We start from the raw sequence: 18,445 nt of genomic DNA, 5'->3' as shown, positions 1-18,445 counted from the left end.
TACAATAATTTACTACTTCATAGTAATTAAACTCATAGCCTCAGCTCTTGATGCAATATCTTTTTCAAATATACCTCTAACTGCTGATGTAACAGTTTTTGAACCAGGCTTTTTTACACCTCTCATTGTCATACACATATGTTCAGCTTCCACTACTACTAAAACACCATATGGCTGTAGCTCTTCCATTATTATGTCTGCTGCATTTTTAGTAATTCTTTCTTGTAATTGAGGTCTTTTTGCTAATGTGTCTATTACTCTAGCAAGCTTAGAAAGCCCTGTAAGTCTTCCACCTTTTGGTAAATAAGCAATATGTGCCTTTCCAAAAAAAGGAACCAAATGATGCTCACAGCATGAATAAAATGGAATATCTTTTACTAGTACTAGTTCTTCATGCTTTTCATCTGCAAAAAGAACTTTTAAGTGGTCTCTTGGTTCTTCACTAAGACCAGAGAATATCTCTTCATACATTCTAGCAACTCTATTTGGAGTCTCTATTAGACCTTCTCTATCTGGGTCTTCACCAATTGCTTCTAATATTTCTCTTACTGCATGTTGTATTTTTTCTTTATCTACTTTATTCATTTAAACTCCCCCCATTGACTCGTGACTAGAAGATTAATTTTATAATCTTTTTTGTCTCAATTTCTTTAAAAATATAATTATAAACATCTAAAAGTTTTTGATAGTCATAACTTTCACTTACCTTTGATACTAGGTTAAAAAGTTCCTTATTTTCTTTTTTCAAAACTTTTAGCAATTTTTTATCTTTTGGTACCCATTTATCATTTATATTAAAGTACCCAATTATTATATCTTTTAAATATAAATTCGTCAAAAAATGATATTCAAAAACATCAAATTTTTCTTTATTTTTCAACTTTGATATTTTTGTTTCAATATCTTGTTTTAAAAAAGACTTTTCTTCTAAAGACAATTTGCTAGGACCTTTTAAGTAAATATCTCTGCTCATATCTTTTATAGTATTGGATATATTCTCCATATCAAATAGTACTTTAGCATCCTTCATCTCTTTCACAAAGAAGTACTCTCTATCTGACAATAATTTTTTTACACCATCTTTTGAAAAATAATTTATATCAAATTCTATTCCCTTTTGTTCAAACAGTACTCGCTCTTGTTTTTCCCCTTCTTTTACAAAAACGAATACATCAATATCATTAACTTCTACATTATAAAAACTAAAATCTACATCTTTACTAGAACCCACTAGAAATACTGCTAATGTATTTGGATTGTCTATTATTTTTTTAATATTTTCACTATATACTTTATAAGTATGACTTGCCATCTCTTATCTCCAATAAATTGTTAATATTTTAATTTATTACAAACACTCTATTATTTTATTAAAAATAATATTTTCTTTGCCAAATTCTGTCTTGTCAATTTCTGTAACTTTCATTGCTCCCATAAGACTATTTGTGACAAAAACAAAATCAAAACTACTAATTTCTGATATGTTAATTTCATTTTCCATCAACTCTATATGTAATTCGTCACAAATCTTTATAATCCTTTTTTTTATTGTTCCATTTAAAATTGGTAATTTACTACTGGGTGTATATACTTTACTTCCTCTTATAAAGAATATATTACTCATAGAACATTCTAAAATCACACCATCTGAATTTATAAATATACCATCATTGTATCCATTCTTATTTGCAATATTTTTAGTATATATATTTTCAAAATAATTAGTAGTCTTATGTCTATAAATTAGGCTATCTCCCCTAACTATAGGAGATATAGTCAATTTAAAACCTTTATTATATGCTTCTTTATTATATGGAATTTCTCTAATAGATATATTGTAACCTTCATCAAAAACGGTAATCCTAAGTGCTTTATTAATAATATTTTCTTTTTTTATGTATTTAATAATTTCATCTATTAGAAATCGCTTTTCATAATTTATATTCAAATCCAAACATGTTATCGAATTGAGCATCCTATCTATATGTGTATTTAAATCTATAGCTATACCATCTTTAACTTTAATAGTCTCAAATAACCCAATTCCAAATTTACTCAAGCTACTATTAAAGCTTAAATTATTCTTCATAATATCCCCTCAAGGCTTTCATTATAGATTTTGCTTTATCTAGTGTTTCTTGGTATTCTTCATCTGGGTCAGAATCCCAAGTCATGCCTCCTCCAACTTGGAAGTATACTTTTTTGTCTTTTTTTATTATAGTTCTAATTGCTATATTAAAATCCATATCACCATTAAAACCTATATATCCAATTGAACCAGTATATACATTTCTCTGTGTTGGTTCCAGTTCGTCTATGATTTCCATTGCTCTAATTTTAGGTGCTCCTGTTATAGAACCACCTGGAAAAGTTGCTTTTATTATATCAGTAGCATCCTTATCATCTTTTAGTTCACCTACAACTGTTGAAACCAGATGATTTACATTTGCATAAGGTTCAATTACAAACAACTCTGGAACTTTGACACTTCCAGTTTTGGATATTCTACCAATATCATTTCTTTCTAAATCCACTATCATAAGTAACTCTGCTCTATCTTTTTCGCTATTTTTAAGTTCCTCTTGAAGCTTTAAATCTTCTTCCTTATTTTTACCTCTTGGTCGAGTGCCTTTTATTGGTCTTGCCTCTATTTTTTTATCAATACATCTTATAAATCTCTCTGGAGAATTTGATAAGATATGTGCTTCTTCAAAATTTAAAAATGCTCCAAATGGTGCTGGACTAAATCTTCTTAAATCTCTATATAACTCAAAACTTGTCAATTCTGTTTCCCCACTAAACCTTTGTGTCAAATTAGCTTGATATATGTCACCTTGTCTTATGTACTCTCTAACATTTCCAACTGCATTTTTAAATTCTTCCTTTGTAAAGTTAGATTTAAGTTGAATAGGTTTTACATCTTTTTCCTGATAGCATATACTATCTATTCCTTTTTTCTCTCCTGTTAATATTTTTTCTTCTATATCAGCTATTATTTTTTCTTCTACTTTTATATCTATATCTGGAGTGGCTATGTAAGTTTTTCCCTTCAAATGGTCTATTACTATAACATGGTTATAAAATCCAAAATACATATCAGGCATCTCAATATCATCTATAGCAGTTCTAGGTAATTTTTCTATATAATTTCCCAAATCATAAGACAAATATCCTACAGCTCCACCTATAAACGGTAAGTCAGTTTTATTTACAACTTTATATTTATCTAATTCTTTTTTCAAATTTTCTAATGGATTTTCATCAGTATTTTTATATCTTAACACTTTAAATGGCTGGCTACTTATAAAAGAATATCTTCCTAACTTTTCTTTGTCCATAGCACTATCTAATATAAAACTATCATTTTCATTTCTAAAAATAGTAAATATCTCAAAAGAATTTAATTTAGTCTTTATTTCTCTTATCATTTTATCTATGTATCCTTTCCCTAGCTTCTTTTATAAAGTTTTTCAGCATTTCATGACCATACTCTGATAAAATAGCTTCTGGATGAAATTGTACTCCTTCTATTAAATACTTCTTATGTCTAATTCCCATTATTTCACCTTTACTTGTTGTTGCTGTAACTTCAAGTTCATCTGGAACTGTATCAGAATCAATTATAAGCGAATGATACCTAGTAACATTTAAAGGATTTTTAAGACTACTAAAAACTCCCTTATTACTATGGTTTATACTGTATACTTTTCCATGAACAGGTTGTTGTGCTTTTATTATGTTACCACCAAAAACATGTCCAATAGTTTGGTGACCTAAACAAATTCCTAGTATAGGCTTCTTATCTTTGAAATATTCAACAATATCTATACAAACCCCAGCTTCTTTTGGAGAACATGGACCTGGAGATAACACAATTATCTCTGGATTTAGTTCTTCAATATCTCTTAATGTTATTTCATTATTTCTTTTTACTATAACTGTTTCCCCCAATTCTTCTATGTATTGTACTAAGTTATACACAAAAGAATCATAATTGTCTATCATGAGAATCATACTATAAATCTCCCCCCAAAAAAATTATTTAATTAATTCAGAAACTGTAACAAACTTAAAACCTTTTTCTATCATCTTTGGAATAAATATATCCAAAGCTTTGACTGTATCATCAGTTGCATAGTCATGTAAAAGTATTATATCTCCATTTTGTACTTTATTAATTATTTTATCTGCGATACTATTAGCTCCAGGATTTTTCCAATCCCTCACATCTACACCTGTCCATAAAACTACTTTGTAATCATGCTTTTTTGCAATTTCTACTAAATCCTTTTCTCTGTAACTCCCAAATGGTGGTCTAAATAATGTAGGTTTCTTTCCAGTAACTTTCTTTAAAATTTCTTCACACTTAACAATCTCCTCTTCAATTTGACTAGAAGTTAAATTGCTTATATCAGGATGATTAAAAGTATGATTTCCTATTTCATGCCCTTCTTTACTTGCTCTTACCAGTGGTTCTTTATACCACTGTGCATGTTTTCCAGCTATAAAAAATGTAGCCTTTACATTATACTTCTTTAACACATCTAAAACTTGATCAGTTTCTTTAGGATGAGGTCCATCATCAAAGGTAATTGCTATTAGTTTCTTTTCCCTTGAACCATGTTTAATTAAAATATTTTCATTCGTTTCCATCATTAAAGCAGAAACTTTACTAAAATTGGCTATTAGTATTATTCCACAAAACAAGACTACTGCTATTAAACTCTTAAATATTGTCTTTTTTTTCCCTGGTGTCATTTTTAAACTTCCTTTCAAATATTTTAGTTATTTATAAAAATTTTGAGTGTAGTACGTTTTATAACTTCCTCCAAATATTACTCCAACTCCAATATTATTATAATTCCCCAAAATATTTTTTCTATGTCCTTCTGAATTCATCCAAGCTTCATGTGCATATATTGCATTAATCTGTCCTGCTGCTATGTTTTCTCCTGCTGAAGTATATATTATTCCTTCTCTTTTCATTCTATCAAAAGGAGTTTCATCTTTTTTGTTTATATGGTCAAAAAAATTATTATCTCTCATATCTTCACTGTGTTTTCTTGAACTTAAAGTGGCTTGCTCACTGTATCTTAGTGAATTCAATCCTCTTTGATTTCTAACACTATTTACAAGGTCTATAATTTCAAATTCAAAGCATTTTTTAAGTTCTTCTTTATCAGTTGGATATAATTCTTTGAACTCATCTTCTGTACTTTTATCAATTATTAAATATGAACAAACTCTATTTTTTTCATGAATATCGTAGAAAATTGTAATATATTTACCTTCCTTATTTATTATATCATATTGATTTTCTGAATTTATTATATATCTAGTATTTCCTTTTTTCTTATATTTTAATGGAGTAATCTTGTTTCTTACTGTTTGTCTATCTTGATTTATTTTTATATCTTGATTTTCACATGAGTTCATAGAGTTACTGTAAAGTGCAACTACCTCATCATTTTCAACACCAACCATTGCAAAATCTTTTCCATATTGATTATATACATACCAGTCAAATCCATATTCACTAGTATCAATTCTACCAGGCTTTCCAATATTAGCTAAAACTTGATTTAAGTTTTCTCCTAAATTTAGTTTTTCAAAATTTTTTATATTAGTCTCGTTTAAATTATTCTCTCCATTATTATTTAGTTGTGAGCTTTGATTTTTCTCATCTTCCTTTTTCTTTGAATTATCACTTAAGTTTATTTTATCTAAAAACTCATTCCATATTTCGCTTTGAAAAAATTTTTCCTTCAAATCATCTACTTCTCTCAATAATTCAGGACTATAAAATAAAACAATAAGTATTACTAATACTAAAGCAATTAATTTTTTCAATATATTCCTCCTTTAAAAAGCTTCACTAAAAATTTCTAATATATACATTATCATGTATTAATACTGATAATATATACTAATTAAATCCTATTAACATCTCTTTATATGTTTTTTATTTAATAAGTATTATAAAAAAGCTTTACCTATTAATAGATAAAGCTACAATCTTAATGAAAATATTTCATCTAAAGTTCTATCAAAGATAGATGGCTTATCAAATTTCCAAGTTCCTTCATAAACTAATTCATTATTTAGATAAAAAGTACCTTGACCATGTTTTTTACCATGCATAAACTCTCCTACATACTTCTTTCCTTTTGACCATATGTAAGTTCCTTTTCCATGAATCAAATTATTTTTCCATTCTCCTTCATAAAGTATTTCTCCTTCACTATTATAACAAATACCATATCCCTCCATCTTTCCACCTTTAAATTCTCCTGCATATATACATCCATCATTCCATTTATAAATGCCTTTTCCATCTTTTTTGCCATTCTTCCAAGTTCCAATATATTCATCTTTACTGTTATAGAGCATATTCCCAATGCCATTCATCATGTCTTCCTCAAAATAACCTATATACTCATTACCGTTTGAAAATACAAAATTTCCTTTTCCATTTTTTTTATCTTGTTTAAATTCTCCTATGTACTCCATATCAGTTCCTTCATCAACAAAAAAAGTATATGAACCTTGACCTTCCATCTTTCCTTCTAAAAACTTTCCTACATATACATCTCCATTAGAAAATTTATATATTTTGTTTTTTGGCTTTTTTGTATCGACATCATCTATATCACGAATTGTTTTTCCTTCTAATTCCAAGACTTCACTTTCTGATGCAAAATCACCCTTTTTTAAAACACGTTTTTTCATATTTTTTATGCTCTTAATCTCTTTATTTACTTCATTTATATATTTTAAATAATTATCATACAAATCAACATATTCTTTAGATAAATTCATAATGCCATTCCTCCAACGTTATTCATAGATATTTTATTAAATCTATTAAATTTATTATATCCTAATACTGGTCATGTTTTCTACACATTGAGTAATTTTTTCAATTTTAATTTTAAAATAACCTCTTTTAAAGTGATACACAAATAGTAAATAAACCATATTTATTATATTTTTAAATAAAAGAAGCTGAGGACTATAATATATAAATTTACATATTACAAACCCTCAGCTTATATTTTTATAGTTTATAAGTCTTTTGCTTTAAATCCTCTTCCTTTTACCTCTGTAACATCATTTACAGATATAAATGCTTTTTTATCATATTTTAAAGCTATATCCTTTATCTTTGGTATCTCACTTGATGCAACTATTGTATATATAATCTTCTTTTTTTGATGAGTGTATGCACCCTCTGCATCCAAGAAAGTTACACCTCTAACTAAACTTCTCATTATGTCTTCTGCTATCAAATCGACTTCAGTTGACATTACCATAACAGATTTTTGATAATTCATTGCATCTTTAATAAAAGTCATTGAATATGCATTTAGAAATAATCCTATGAGAGTATATAATGCTAAATCTAAACCAAATAAAAAGCTTCCTGTAAGTACTATCAAACCATTTATTGCTAAAGCAGTATCTTTCATTTCTATATTTTTCTTAATTTTTAGTATTGCAGCTATAATGTCTGTACCACCTTGAGAAGACCTAGTTCTAAATACAATACCAACTCCTAAACCAGATAATATACCTCCATACACACTTTGAAGTAATATATCATTGATAGGTATGATATTACTTACTTCCTGAGTTGCACCTAATAATAATGAAAATACAATCATATTTAATAAACTTGAAATACAAAATTCTTTTTCTAGGTATATAAAACCTAAAATAAATATTGGAATATTGATTAAAAATGTTAATAGACCCACATTGATATTTGTCAAATAGTTTATAGATGTTGCTATACCTGTAGCACCTCCACTTAATAGATGTGCTGGTCTTAAGAACCCATTTATTCCTATAGATGTCATCAACATCCCCAGTAGCATTGTTGAATATCTTAAAGCTGGATGTTTTTGTAGGGTATTCTTAACTTCACTCATTTCTTTCTCCCTTCAATTCTTATAAATCTTTAGAATTTTAAAAACTTACTTTTATATATATTATTACTGATGTAATAGATAATATTTCAAGCAAATTTTTTCATAGAGTTTCTTGAACTGTCATCTATTACATCATCTATTATAGTATCTTTTATATATATGTCTAGTGCATTTTTTTATATTCCAAAATTTCAAAGTACTTAAATTCTCTCATTTATGCTCCAAATTAAAATTCTTCTAGCACAATATGATACTATATATTATGCAACTTGCAATATAGTAAATTTATAGTATTTTTTCTTAAATATTTATTTTTATAGTATTTTAGTAAACTTAACCATATAATTCTTTATTCATAATTAAGTTTTAAATGAAATTTTTATTTTTATAATTTCAGTACATGATTTTTTTATTTCATTATTTGCAATTTTTTCATTCAGTTTTTACTTTAAAATTTTTTTATTTTATTTTGTTTTAAGTATTCAAAGACGCCTATTGTTACTTTATATTTTTACATAAAATTCATTATAATTGGGATTAATATTACTGTAATCGTACCAGAAACCCCAATAGAAACTCCACTCATTGCTCCTTCTACTTCTCCAAGTTCAAAAGCTTTAGTTGTTCCCAGAGCATGTGCTGATGTCCCAAGTGCAATTCCTTTAGCAACTGGATGATTTATATTTCCAAGTTTAAATACAGTTGAAGCAACCATCCCACCAAAAATACCTGTAAAAATTATAGCTACTACTGTTATTGACTCTACACCATTTAAAGAATTTGCTAAAGATATTCCCATTGGTGTTGTTATAGATTTTGGAATAAGTGAGTTTATTATACTTACATCTGAATTAGCTATTTTACCAATTATTAATACAGATGCAAAAGAAATTATTATACCACAACCTATTCCTATAACAATCTCAAGCATATGCTTTTTAAATAATTCAAACTGTTTATAAAGTGGAACTGCAAGCACTACTGTAACAGGTCCTAAAAAGAAATTTATGCTATCTGCTCCTATCTTGTAATTTTCATACGGAATTTTTGTTATGCTTAGAAATAATATGATTCCTACAATAGCAATTAACATAGGGTTACATATAGGATTATTTGTTTTTCGCTGAATGTATCTCCCTAAATTAAAAAACACGATTGTTACTATTATACCAAATACTGGTGTTTGTAATACATTATACATTCTTTTGTCCTTCTTCCTTCTTTTTTATCATTTTTTCCACTATAATTCCAGTGGTGTACATTACTACTAATGTACTTAGACATATAACTAGTAAAAGTACTAATACATTTTCTTTTATTAGGTCTAGTGATTTTATAAGAGACACTCCCGCTGGTATAAAAAATACAGCCATATTATCAAGGAAAAATCCACTTATATTTTCTATACTGCTTAAATCCAACACTTTAAATTGTAGCAATAGGAATAATAATAGCATACCAACTATACTCCCAGGAATAAGTATAACACTTTGTATAAATGAACTTATATACTCTCCTATTACCCATATACATAAAATTATTACTAATTGATTGAAAACTTTCATTTTCCACCTCCAAAAACTAAAGAGATTGTTTCAAACCATATATTTGTAGTCTTATAAACAAGCAAATATCTTTCTTCAAATAGAAAGTTATGATTTAATACAATCTCTCTTTAAATTTATTTTTATTTTAATTTAATAAAATACATACTTGGTTGTTTCAAAAAACTTAATTATATAAATCTATTTTTTGCTTAAAATTTCTTTTATTTTTGAATTGTTATACATACTATCTGGAACTTCACTTCTTAAACTATAAAAAGTTTTTTTTGCATTTTCTAAATCTCCATTATCATAATATAGCATGCCTAACTCATAGTATGAATCATCATAGTACTGGTCATTTTTAGTATACGTATTTATATACTTCTTATAATACTTTATAGCTTCATCCTTATTTTTCAATGCTTTATTTGTTATTGCTAATTGATATATTGATTCAGAAATGTATTTTTTAGTTTTTCCTGAGGAAACTATACTTTTGAAACTATCTATCGCTTTTTCATACTCTTTATTTTTCTTTAAATCTAAAGCCTTATAGTATAAGTCTTCCTCATTAGCTACAGTGATTTCTTTTTCTGGTTCTTTATTTTTAGCTTCATCTAACTCTTTATTTGTTTTTTCTAATTCTTTATTTGTTTCACCCAGTTTTTTATCAGTTTCAGTTAACTTCTCATCTTTCTTACTTATCTGATTATTCAAGGTTTCTATTCTCTTTTTACTTTGAATAAAATATACACCCATTGCAATTACAATACAAGCAAATATAATATATGGTAAGCTATTTTTCTTCTTCTTTTTAACTCGTTTTTCCTCTTCTTTTTTACTTGTATCTTCTGGTTTCTCTTCTTCTTTTTCAAATACTGGATTATCTTTATCTATCTCTTTGAGTCTATCCAAATATCCTTCTCTCTTTTTTACATTACCTAGTTTATCATACAATAAAGATAAGATTACATATGGTTCTATTAGTTGTGGTTCTTCCTCTACTATATTCTCCAAAATATGTATTGACTCATAATTCATTTCTTCATTTATAAACCTTATAGAATGATTGTATCTGCCTAAAAATGTTTTGAAATCTTCAGATGAAATTAAATTAACATATTTTCTTGATATATGATTATTTTCATAACATAGAGCAGTATAAAAACTTTCAAATGATTTAGCAAAATCGCATTTTAATAACTTTAGAAGCCCTCTAAGATTTAATATATCAATATCTTTAGGATTTATTTCTAAAGCTTTATTTACCATATTAACAGCACTAGTTATATAGTCTTTATACGCTAAGTCCAATGCATTATTGTACCTTTTATATGATTCTAATTTTAACTCCTTTGATGTTGTATCTGACTTTGACTTCAAAGCTCCTTGTAAATTTAAAAGAGTCTCTTCTTTATAATTAGTAGTCACATAGCTTTGTTTTAATGCTTTTAGTGTCTCATCACCATCTTCTTCTTCTATGTTAAAAAAAGTTAAATCGCTTTTATTTTCTTCTATCAAAGATATATCTAAAATTTTTCTAGGCATGTTTTCTATATCTTGTTTTATATCTTTTACTAAAATAATAATCACCTCCACTTCAAAATATATATTTAAGATAACATATTTAATATGTCAAGTCAAAACTATACATTTTTTGCCATTATTCTCACAATAAAAAAGGTAATCCAATTCTTTTTATGAAAAGGTTACCTTTTTTACAATATTACTAACTTTTAATGTTGAATTTTTTTACTTTTCTATAAAGAGTAGCTATACCTATATTCAATGCTTCTGCTACTTTTTTCATTCCTTCTGTATTACTGCCATATTTTTTGATAGCATTTTCTATAGCTTCTCTTTCAAGGTCATCCATAGTCTTAACCTCTTGTTTGTATAGTTCATCCAATTTAAAAGATATTAAATCAGACATACTCCTTACAAAAGCAGTTAATTCCTTATCTTTTGAAAGTATCTTTTCTTTTTGCTCTTCATTAAATGCAGCTATACCCAATATTCCAAGTATATGTTCTCCCATTTTAACAGGAGTACATATATCTGCTAACTCTTTACAGTTTTCTCTATTTGCACACTTATTACAGTTCTCTTCTATTTCCTTATTTATAACATAGGATTTTCCATCTTTTAAAACAAGAGAATACACAGATTTCTCTGATATTGTTTCTCCTATTTTACCTCTGAATATTCCTGTTCCTGCTATCCTAGTCAAATCTTTTGTAACTAAAGTAACATCTACATCTAACACATTAGAAATATTCTCGCAAATACTTTGAACGTAATTAGTTATATTATTTAAATTCAAAGTAATCCCTCCTATTTAGATTTATATTTTTTAATACTCTACATAAATCCTATTCTTGAGAACTTTAAGCTTGTGGTTGTGGTTGTGTCTCACTAGGTTTATTATCAGTTGGTGGTGTTTCTGGTTTTGGTTTATTATCTGTATTTTGATTATTTGTATTTTGATTATCTTTATTTTCATCTGTCTTTGGCTTTTCTTCTGGTTTTGGTTCCATAGTTCCAACTAATATAATACCTTCCTTCTTAGGATAATATGAATTAGCTATTTTTTCAGTTTTAATTTTCTTGCCATTTGCATCATTAAATGTTCTATATGTTGATACAGAGTATGCATTTCTTCCACTCTTATCTACTTTTTCTTTTCCTTTAGGCATTGAAGAATCATTGACCCTCTTCATTGTAGTTTGTGAAACTCCATCTAATTTTGTTGATATTGTTATATTTTGTTTATCCTCTGCACTTCCATATATATTGCAAACAATTTGATTTCCTGAAACATAATTTTTTATGTAAATTGGATGCTTAAGATTGTTTTTAAATAAGAAATCTATTCCGCTGTCTGCAACAGTGGCATCCCTTCCTTTTGGAACATAACTTGATGGTATAGTATGATTTTTTACATTAGTAATTTCTAAGCCTGCATATAAAACAGAATTATATAGAGTTGATGAAACTTGACAAACTCCTCCACCATAATCCTCTTCCATTTCTCCCTCTACTATAACAGGAGCACTTTTGTAGCCATTCGCTTTGCTTCTTTTTCCTGTATGTTCATTAAACGAAAAAGTTTCTCCTGGCATAAGTAAAATATTACTTATACTATCTGTTGCTAATTTTATATTTATACTTCTATTTACCTGAGAAGTTTTAAATGTTGTTGCATATTTACCTAAATTTGTGTCTATATTAGCAAGTTGCTCTTTTTTTATTTTTGCTGAAGTAGCTTTTACCACTAACTTATTTGTATACTTTCCTTTTTTAATCTGACTGTCAAAACTATTCATACTCTTAGAAATATCCATTTTAAGGCCATCAGAATCTGGTACAACCTTTACCTTATCACTACTTATATCAATTGTTGCATCTTTTACCTCTACATCTATTTCTTTAGCTATTTTTTCCATTTCTGTTTTTAACTTATTTTTATCATAATTTGTTACTACTACTAAATTACTCTTTTTACCAAAATTTGCTGAAATAGTTTTTGATAGGTTGCTAAAGAAACCATTCTTTCTATTTAAATTATATGCATTTTCTACAGTTTTATCCAAATCAGCAGATAAATTTAGGTCTTGACTTTTAACTTTCCAACTTCTATCGTTGTAATTAAATTCAACATTATCTAAATTGTATTTTTTAGCTAATTCCTGCTTAGCCTGAGATTTAGTTAATCCTCCAACACTTATGCTATTAACATATGTGTTTTTTGCTATTTTCTCCCCTTTAAACTGCATACACATTATACCTACAAATATTACTAATAATAATGCTACAGCTCCAATAGCTATAACTAGCTTTTTGTTCACATTAATCATCCCTTACTTCTCCTTACAATAAAATTATTTATATACACCTACTATTATATTACTACATAATGTGCCTTAAAAACCCAAAAACTTTTTAATTATATAATAATTTAACATTATCAATATAAATAACTAATATTCACTCAATCCTTTTTCTGATATAGAATATATTTTTTCATTGTATATGTTGATAGCATAAACTTCTTTTCCTCTAAATAAACCTTTGTTTACTACAGCATAATAATAAATATTTTTTTGTTTTCCAAATAATTCTTCTAAACTTTTTTTACTTTTTACATATTTATCAGCTTTTTCTATATCCAATATATCAACCTTTTTGTATTTATTTTCTTTTTCATCAAGAGTATTAGTCAACACAAATTTAGCTTTATATTTAGTAATACCAAATTGATAGCTTCCATCTTCTAATATTCTAAAATATCCTTCTCCATAGTCCACCTTATAATCTTTTTTACCATCTTTATATGAATATAAATCTTTAGTTTTTGCACTTATTAAAACTTCATTTATTAATTTATCATACTCATATACCTCAGCATAATAGTATTTATCGTTTTTTACCATTTGTGGAAGTGAGTTTATAGATAGATTTGCCTTTTCTTTCCCACTTTTTTTAGAGATTATATTTATAATGTCATCAGATGTTAAAGTATACAATGATAAATTCTTTTTATATTTCTTCTCTAAACTTTGTACCTTTTCATCGTCTGAATAGTCTTCTTTTAGATAGTCTATATACTGTAATGCTTTCTCATAATCACCAGAAGTGTTTGCTTCTTCTGCTTTACTTATATAGTAATCATACATTTCTTCAACACATTGTTTTTTAGCGTTTTGAGCTAGGTTGTAATATTTTTCGTCTTCTTTTAATACTTTATTATATTTTTCAATAGCATCATAATATTTATATACTTTTTGGTCTTTTACTGCAGAGTCATAAACATCTCTAGATTCTTTAATTGTTTCTACATTTTGCTTGTATACATCTAAGTTGCCACCTATACCATTTAAAATTGAAATAGTATTTATGTAAGAAATTGCCACATTGTAAGTAATATTTTCTTCTTTATACATTTCTCCAACTCTATTAGCTTGAGTTATTAAATCATCTACATTTATATTTATTTTATCTAATGATTTTACTGTATTTATTAATCCAATAAAACTTTCTTGACTTATATCTCCATCTAAATATTTGTCACCACTATTTAATAATAATTTATTTATTTTTTTAGAAATGGATTTATTAAACCTTTCCATTTTTGAATCAGAAAACTTTTTATCTACACTTGCATAGTAATCCACAGCAATAGAGTATTGTCTTTTCTCTACAATTTTTAACAACTCATTTGCTTCATTTCCTACACTAAATTCATTACTACTTAAGAAAAATACTATGATTAAAACAAGTATGCCTAATGCTGATAATGAAACTGCTACTATAGATTTTCTTTTTTCATCAATAAAATCTACAGTTTTTTCAAATAAATCTCTAAAATTCATTATAGTTCCCTCTCTATTTAGCAATATTTATATTTATGATAAACTAAATTTCTTATTGGTTATTATATCATAATTCCTGAAAAAAAATAAAAACACAAGTTAAATCGTGTTTTTATTTTACCTACCAATCATTATTTTATACATAAATATTTCCTTTACATAAATTATGATATCTTTCTCTTTATATCCCTAGAATGACTTTTTTGTTTTTTATTAGCACTGACATTTTTCATTCTTGTTGTATGTATAGTTTTGTTAGCAAATATTTTTCTAGCATTGCATAAAACAACTCCTGTAGTCAAGCATACTGTAAGCACACTCGCCATTAAAAAGTAATAATCCAATCCTACATGTACTCCCATAACTGAATTTATTAATACTAATGCAAAAGTCATTGCAAAACATATCATCATGGAGATAACTAAAATTCTTAGAATTTTTTTCAATCCAATCACCTCGTATAATCACTAATATTGACACTACCCCTTATCCATTACTATACCAAATTAGTAAAAAAATAGCAATTATTATTGTCATTTATATTACGAAAATATTAAATATTTTTAATAAATATCTTTTTTTGACATTAGTATTCCTTCATTTTAATAAAATAGTAACACTAATCTGTGCTAATTAATAGAATGAAATAAATGATAATTTATTGAGGGGTGATTTACATGCCAAATTTGCCAAGTTTAGGATCCAAGGCTCCTGATTTTAAAGCCAATACAACAGATGGCCCTATTAGACTGTCTGATTACAAAGGTAATTGGGTTGTTTTATTTTCACATCCTGGTGATTTTACACCAGTTTGTACTACTGAATTTTTATGCTTTGCTAAATATTATGATGAATTTAAGAAAAGAAATACAGAATTAATCGGCCTAAGTGTTGATAGCAATAGCTCTCATTTAGCTTGGATGTACAATATGTTTTTACTTACAGGTGTAGAAATCCCATTCCCTATCATAGAAGATAGAGATATGAGAATTGCCAAATTATATGGCATGATATCAAAACCAATGAGTGATACATCTACTATCCGTTCTGTATTTATTATAGATAATAATCAAATATTAAGAACTATTCTTTATTATCCATTGACTACAGGAAGAAATATACCAGAAATACTTAGAATAGTAGATGCTCTTCAAACTAGTGATAGAGATAATGTAGTTACTCCTGCAAACTGGTTCCCTGGAATGCCTGTTATCTTGCCATATCCTAAAAACTATAAAGAGTTAAAAAATAGAGTAAATAGTTGTAATAAAAAGTATTCATGTATGGATTGGTACTTATGTTTTGTGCCAGATAATTACACAGATGAAGAATATACTAAAAATATTGATGATACTTACAGTTGTAAAAAAGAACATACTAAAAATATTGAAAATGATTACGAACAAGAAAATATTAAGTGTATAAACAAATCTCATGACCATAAACAAGAATACAATAAGGATGTTAAAGATAGTTGTGATTGTGAACAAAAACATACTAAAAATACTAACAAAATTCATAACTCCAAACAGGATAAACTTAAAGATAAATCCTGTGATGAAATAAAATACAAATACGATAAATGTAGTAAAGAGGATAATAGCTATGATAAATGCGATAAAGAAGATAATAGCTATGAGGATTTCTATAAACAAAATTATAAAAACTATGATTATACAAGTGAAAAAAATTCTAAAAAAATAGCTATGAAAACATTAAAAGACTCAAAGAAGTTAGTTAGACCACAAATAAATGACCCATATAATCCAATAGTTGAAAATATAAATTGTCCAGATATAAATCCTATTGTAATGGAATATGTTCTTGGTAATCCAACTAATGTAGATGCTCAGTTATTAGATGCAGTTATTTTTGCATTTGCTGAAATAGACCAATATGGTAATTTATTTATTCCTTATCCTAGATTCCTAAACCAATTGCTTGCGCTTAAAGCTGAAAAGCCTAGCTTAAAAGTAATTGTAGCCATTGGTGGTTGGGGAGCTGAAGGATTCTCCGATGCAGCTTTAACGCCTACATCCAGATATAACTTTGCAAGACAAGTCAATCAAATGATAAATGAATATGCTTTAGATGGAGTTGATATCGACTGGGAATATCCTGGAAGTAGTGCAGCTGGTATAAAATCGAGACCTCAAGATAGAGAAAATTTCACACTTTTACTAACAGCTATAAGAGACGTTATAGGAGATGAGAAATGGCTTAGTGTAGCTGGAACAGGGGATATGGGATATATAAACTCAAGTGCTGAAATAGATAAAATAGCTCCAATAATAGATTATTTTAATCTTATGAGTTATGATTTCACAGCAGGTGAAACAGGGCCAAATGGCAGAAAACATCAGGCAAACCTTTTTGACTCAGACTTATCCTTACCAGGATATAGTGTTGATGCAATGGTTAGAAACCTTGAAAATGCTGGAATGCCTTCTGAAAAAATCCTTCTTGGCCTTCCATTTTATGGAAGATTAGGTGCCACTATAACAAGAACTTATGATGAACTTAGAAAAGATTATATAAATAAAAATGGATATGAATATAGATTTGATAGAGTTGCTCAGGTTCCATATTTAGTTAAAGATGGAGAATTTGCAATGTCATATGATGATTCATTATCTATATTCTTAAAAACTCAATATGTGCTTAGAAACTGTTTAGGTGGTGTATTCTCTTGGACATCAACTTATGACCAGGCAAATATATTAGCTAGAACTATGTCTATTGGTATAAATGACCCTGAATTGTTAAAAGAAGAACTTGAAGGTCTTTATGGTCAATTCTAATTAGACATAATATAAAATTTTATACTTTTGACATATAAAAAAGCAGATTGCATTATATTAAATGAGTTTTACTTAATTGATAATAATATCAATTATTTTGAAATCAGAAACTTATCTTATTATAATACAATCCTGCTTTTTTGGTTATAAGTCAATGTTTTTTTAATAGCATGCTAATTCCTAATTATATACCAATAGCTTTTTTGGCTAACTTATCAGCTTCTTCATTATATTTATTTCCAGAATGCGCTTTAACTTTCATAAATCTGACATTTAACTCAGTTTTGATACTATCATAAAAGTTTTTATATGCTATAGTTCCTTCTTTATTTGTTTTCCAAACTCCAGTGCACCACTTTTCAATACCTTCATAGTCAAAATATAAAATCAGGTTTTGAATATTATTATCAATACAGTACTGCATTGCAATTTTAGAAGCTTCTATCTCACCCGCCACATTTCTCATACCTACTAAAGTTTGCTCTTTTCCATTTTTACTATAAGTTTTTATAACTTCATTCTTCTTTAGAATTACAACACCTGAACCATACATCTTTATTGAATGCTCATAACTACCATCAACATATGCTTCTATAAATTCTTCATCTTCTTTAAATGTTGGTTTTGTTGCTCCATAAACATACTCTTTTGCTTCCTGTGATGTAGTAAAACTCTTGTATTCAGCTCCTGAAAATCCATTTACTTGTTTTTTACACTCATCCCATGTCTCATATATTCCAATTTTTTTGCCCTTTTTTACAGCATAAAACTTTTGTTTTGCCAAATATATCACT

18 protein-coding genes are annotated in these 18,445 nt (G+C 27.2%); 1 reads left to right on the top strand and 17 read right to left on the bottom strand.

Annotated elements, in window-relative coordinates:
- Positions 1 to 12: 12 nt before the first annotated feature.
- The 16 genes from folE to IR151_RS02210 form a co-directional block, all read right to left on the bottom strand.
- Positions 13 to 585 carry a GTP cyclohydrolase I FolE gene (gene folE, locus IR151_RS02285; protein ID WP_003429416.1) on the bottom strand — a complete coding sequence of 191 codons (573 nt, stop codon included), beginning with the start codon at positions 583 to 585 and terminating at the stop codon, positions 13 to 15.
- Positions 586 to 610: 25 nt separating this feature from the next.
- Positions 611 to 1,312, bottom strand: coding sequence for a hypothetical protein (locus IR151_RS02280; RefSeq protein WP_227432800.1), 702 nt, complete (start codon positions 1,310 to 1,312; stop codon positions 611 to 613).
- Positions 1,313 to 1,348: 36 nt separating this feature from the next.
- Complete coding sequence (locus IR151_RS02275; protein WP_227432799.1) at positions 1,349 to 2,089, bottom strand: aminotransferase class IV; 741 nt, start codon at positions 2,087 to 2,089, stop codon at positions 1,349 to 1,351.
- Positions 2,079 to 3,428 carry an aminodeoxychorismate synthase component I gene (gene pabB / locus IR151_RS02270; protein WP_227432797.1) on the bottom strand — a complete coding sequence of 450 codons (1,350 nt, stop codon included), beginning with the start codon at positions 3,426 to 3,428 and terminating at the stop codon, positions 2,079 to 2,081. Before pabB ends, IR151_RS02275 begins: the two co-directional genes overlap by 11 nt.
- A 1-nt stretch (position 3,429) precedes the next feature.
- Positions 3,430 to 4,014 (bottom strand): anthranilate synthase component II, encoded by a 585-nt coding sequence (locus IR151_RS02265; protein WP_227432795.1) that lies wholly within the window; start codon positions 4,012 to 4,014, stop codon positions 3,430 to 3,432.
- Between the two features lie 24 nt (positions 4,015 to 4,038).
- On the bottom strand, positions 4,039 to 4,758 hold the full coding sequence (locus IR151_RS02260; RefSeq protein WP_227432793.1) for a polysaccharide deacetylase family protein: 720 nt from the start codon (positions 4,756 to 4,758) through the stop codon (positions 4,039 to 4,041).
- 27 nt (positions 4,759 to 4,785) lie between these two features.
- Positions 4,786 to 5,850: a CAP domain-containing protein gene (locus IR151_RS02255; RefSeq protein WP_227432791.1), complete on the bottom strand. Its 1,065-nt coding sequence runs from the start codon at positions 5,848 to 5,850 to the stop codon at positions 4,786 to 4,788.
- A 159-nt stretch (positions 5,851 to 6,009) separates the two neighbouring features.
- Complete coding sequence (locus tag IR151_RS02250) at positions 6,010 to 6,819, bottom strand: MORN repeat-containing protein (RefSeq protein WP_227432790.1); 810 nt, start codon at positions 6,817 to 6,819, stop codon at positions 6,010 to 6,012.
- 245 nt (positions 6,820 to 7,064) lie between these two features.
- The gene (locus IR151_RS02245) at positions 7,065 to 7,931 is read right to left on the bottom strand and encodes a YitT family protein (protein WP_227432788.1); all 867 of its coding nucleotides are present in this window, start codon (positions 7,929 to 7,931) and stop codon (positions 7,065 to 7,067) included.
- Positions 7,932 to 8,442: 511 nt separating this feature from the next.
- Positions 8,443 to 9,132, bottom strand: a complete 690-nt coding sequence (locus IR151_RS02240) for an LrgB family protein (protein WP_227432787.1) — start codon at positions 9,130 to 9,132, stop codon at positions 8,443 to 8,445.
- Entirely contained in the window at positions 9,125 to 9,496 is a 372-nt protein-coding gene (locus IR151_RS02235; protein WP_227432786.1) for a CidA/LrgA family protein, read from the bottom strand. Before IR151_RS02235 ends, IR151_RS02240 begins: the two co-directional genes overlap by 8 nt.
- A gap of 180 nt (positions 9,497 to 9,676) precedes the next feature.
- Positions 9,677 to 11,077, bottom strand: coding sequence for a tetratricopeptide repeat protein (locus IR151_RS02230; protein WP_227855086.1), 1,401 nt, complete (start codon positions 11,075 to 11,077; stop codon positions 9,677 to 9,679).
- 130 nt (positions 11,078 to 11,207) lie between these two features.
- Positions 11,208 to 11,801, bottom strand: coding sequence for a GAF domain-containing protein (locus IR151_RS02225; protein ID WP_227432784.1), 594 nt, complete (start codon positions 11,799 to 11,801; stop codon positions 11,208 to 11,210).
- Positions 11,802 to 11,865: 64 nt separating this feature from the next.
- A complete protein-coding gene (locus IR151_RS02220) occupies positions 11,866 to 13,335 on the bottom strand; it encodes a VanW family protein (RefSeq protein ID WP_227432783.1) in 1,470 nt (489 codons plus the stop codon).
- A gap of 123 nt (positions 13,336 to 13,458) precedes the next feature.
- Positions 13,459 to 14,850, bottom strand: coding sequence for a UbiD family decarboxylase (locus IR151_RS02215; RefSeq protein WP_227432782.1), 1,392 nt, complete (start codon positions 14,848 to 14,850; stop codon positions 13,459 to 13,461).
- Positions 14,851 to 15,014: 164 nt separating this feature from the next.
- Entirely contained in the window at positions 15,015 to 15,263 is a 249-nt protein-coding gene (locus tag IR151_RS02210) for a hypothetical protein (RefSeq protein WP_255612780.1), read from the bottom strand.
- 264 nt (positions 15,264 to 15,527) lie between these two features.
- On the opposite strand from IR151_RS02210, the gene IR151_RS02205 reads away from it, so the two are divergent.
- A complete protein-coding gene (locus IR151_RS02205; protein ID WP_227432778.1) occupies positions 15,528 to 17,651 on the top strand; it encodes a peroxiredoxin in 2,124 nt (707 codons plus the stop codon).
- Between the two features lie 184 nt (positions 17,652 to 17,835).
- On the opposite strand, the gene IR151_RS02200 is transcribed toward IR151_RS02205, so the two are convergent.
- Complete coding sequence (locus tag IR151_RS02200; RefSeq protein WP_227432776.1) at positions 17,836 to 18,435, bottom strand: viroplasmin family protein; 600 nt, start codon at positions 18,433 to 18,435, stop codon at positions 17,836 to 17,838.
- Positions 18,436 to 18,445 lie beyond the last annotated feature (10 nt).

This window comes from Clostridioides sp. ES-S-0006-03 (assembly GCF_020662275.1).
In the GTDB taxonomy this organism is placed as follows: domain Bacteria; phylum Bacillota; class Clostridia; order Peptostreptococcales; family Peptostreptococcaceae; genus Clostridioides.
The sequence above is the reverse complement of the archived record's forward strand: the minus strand, read 5'-3'. Positions and strand labels throughout refer to the sequence as shown.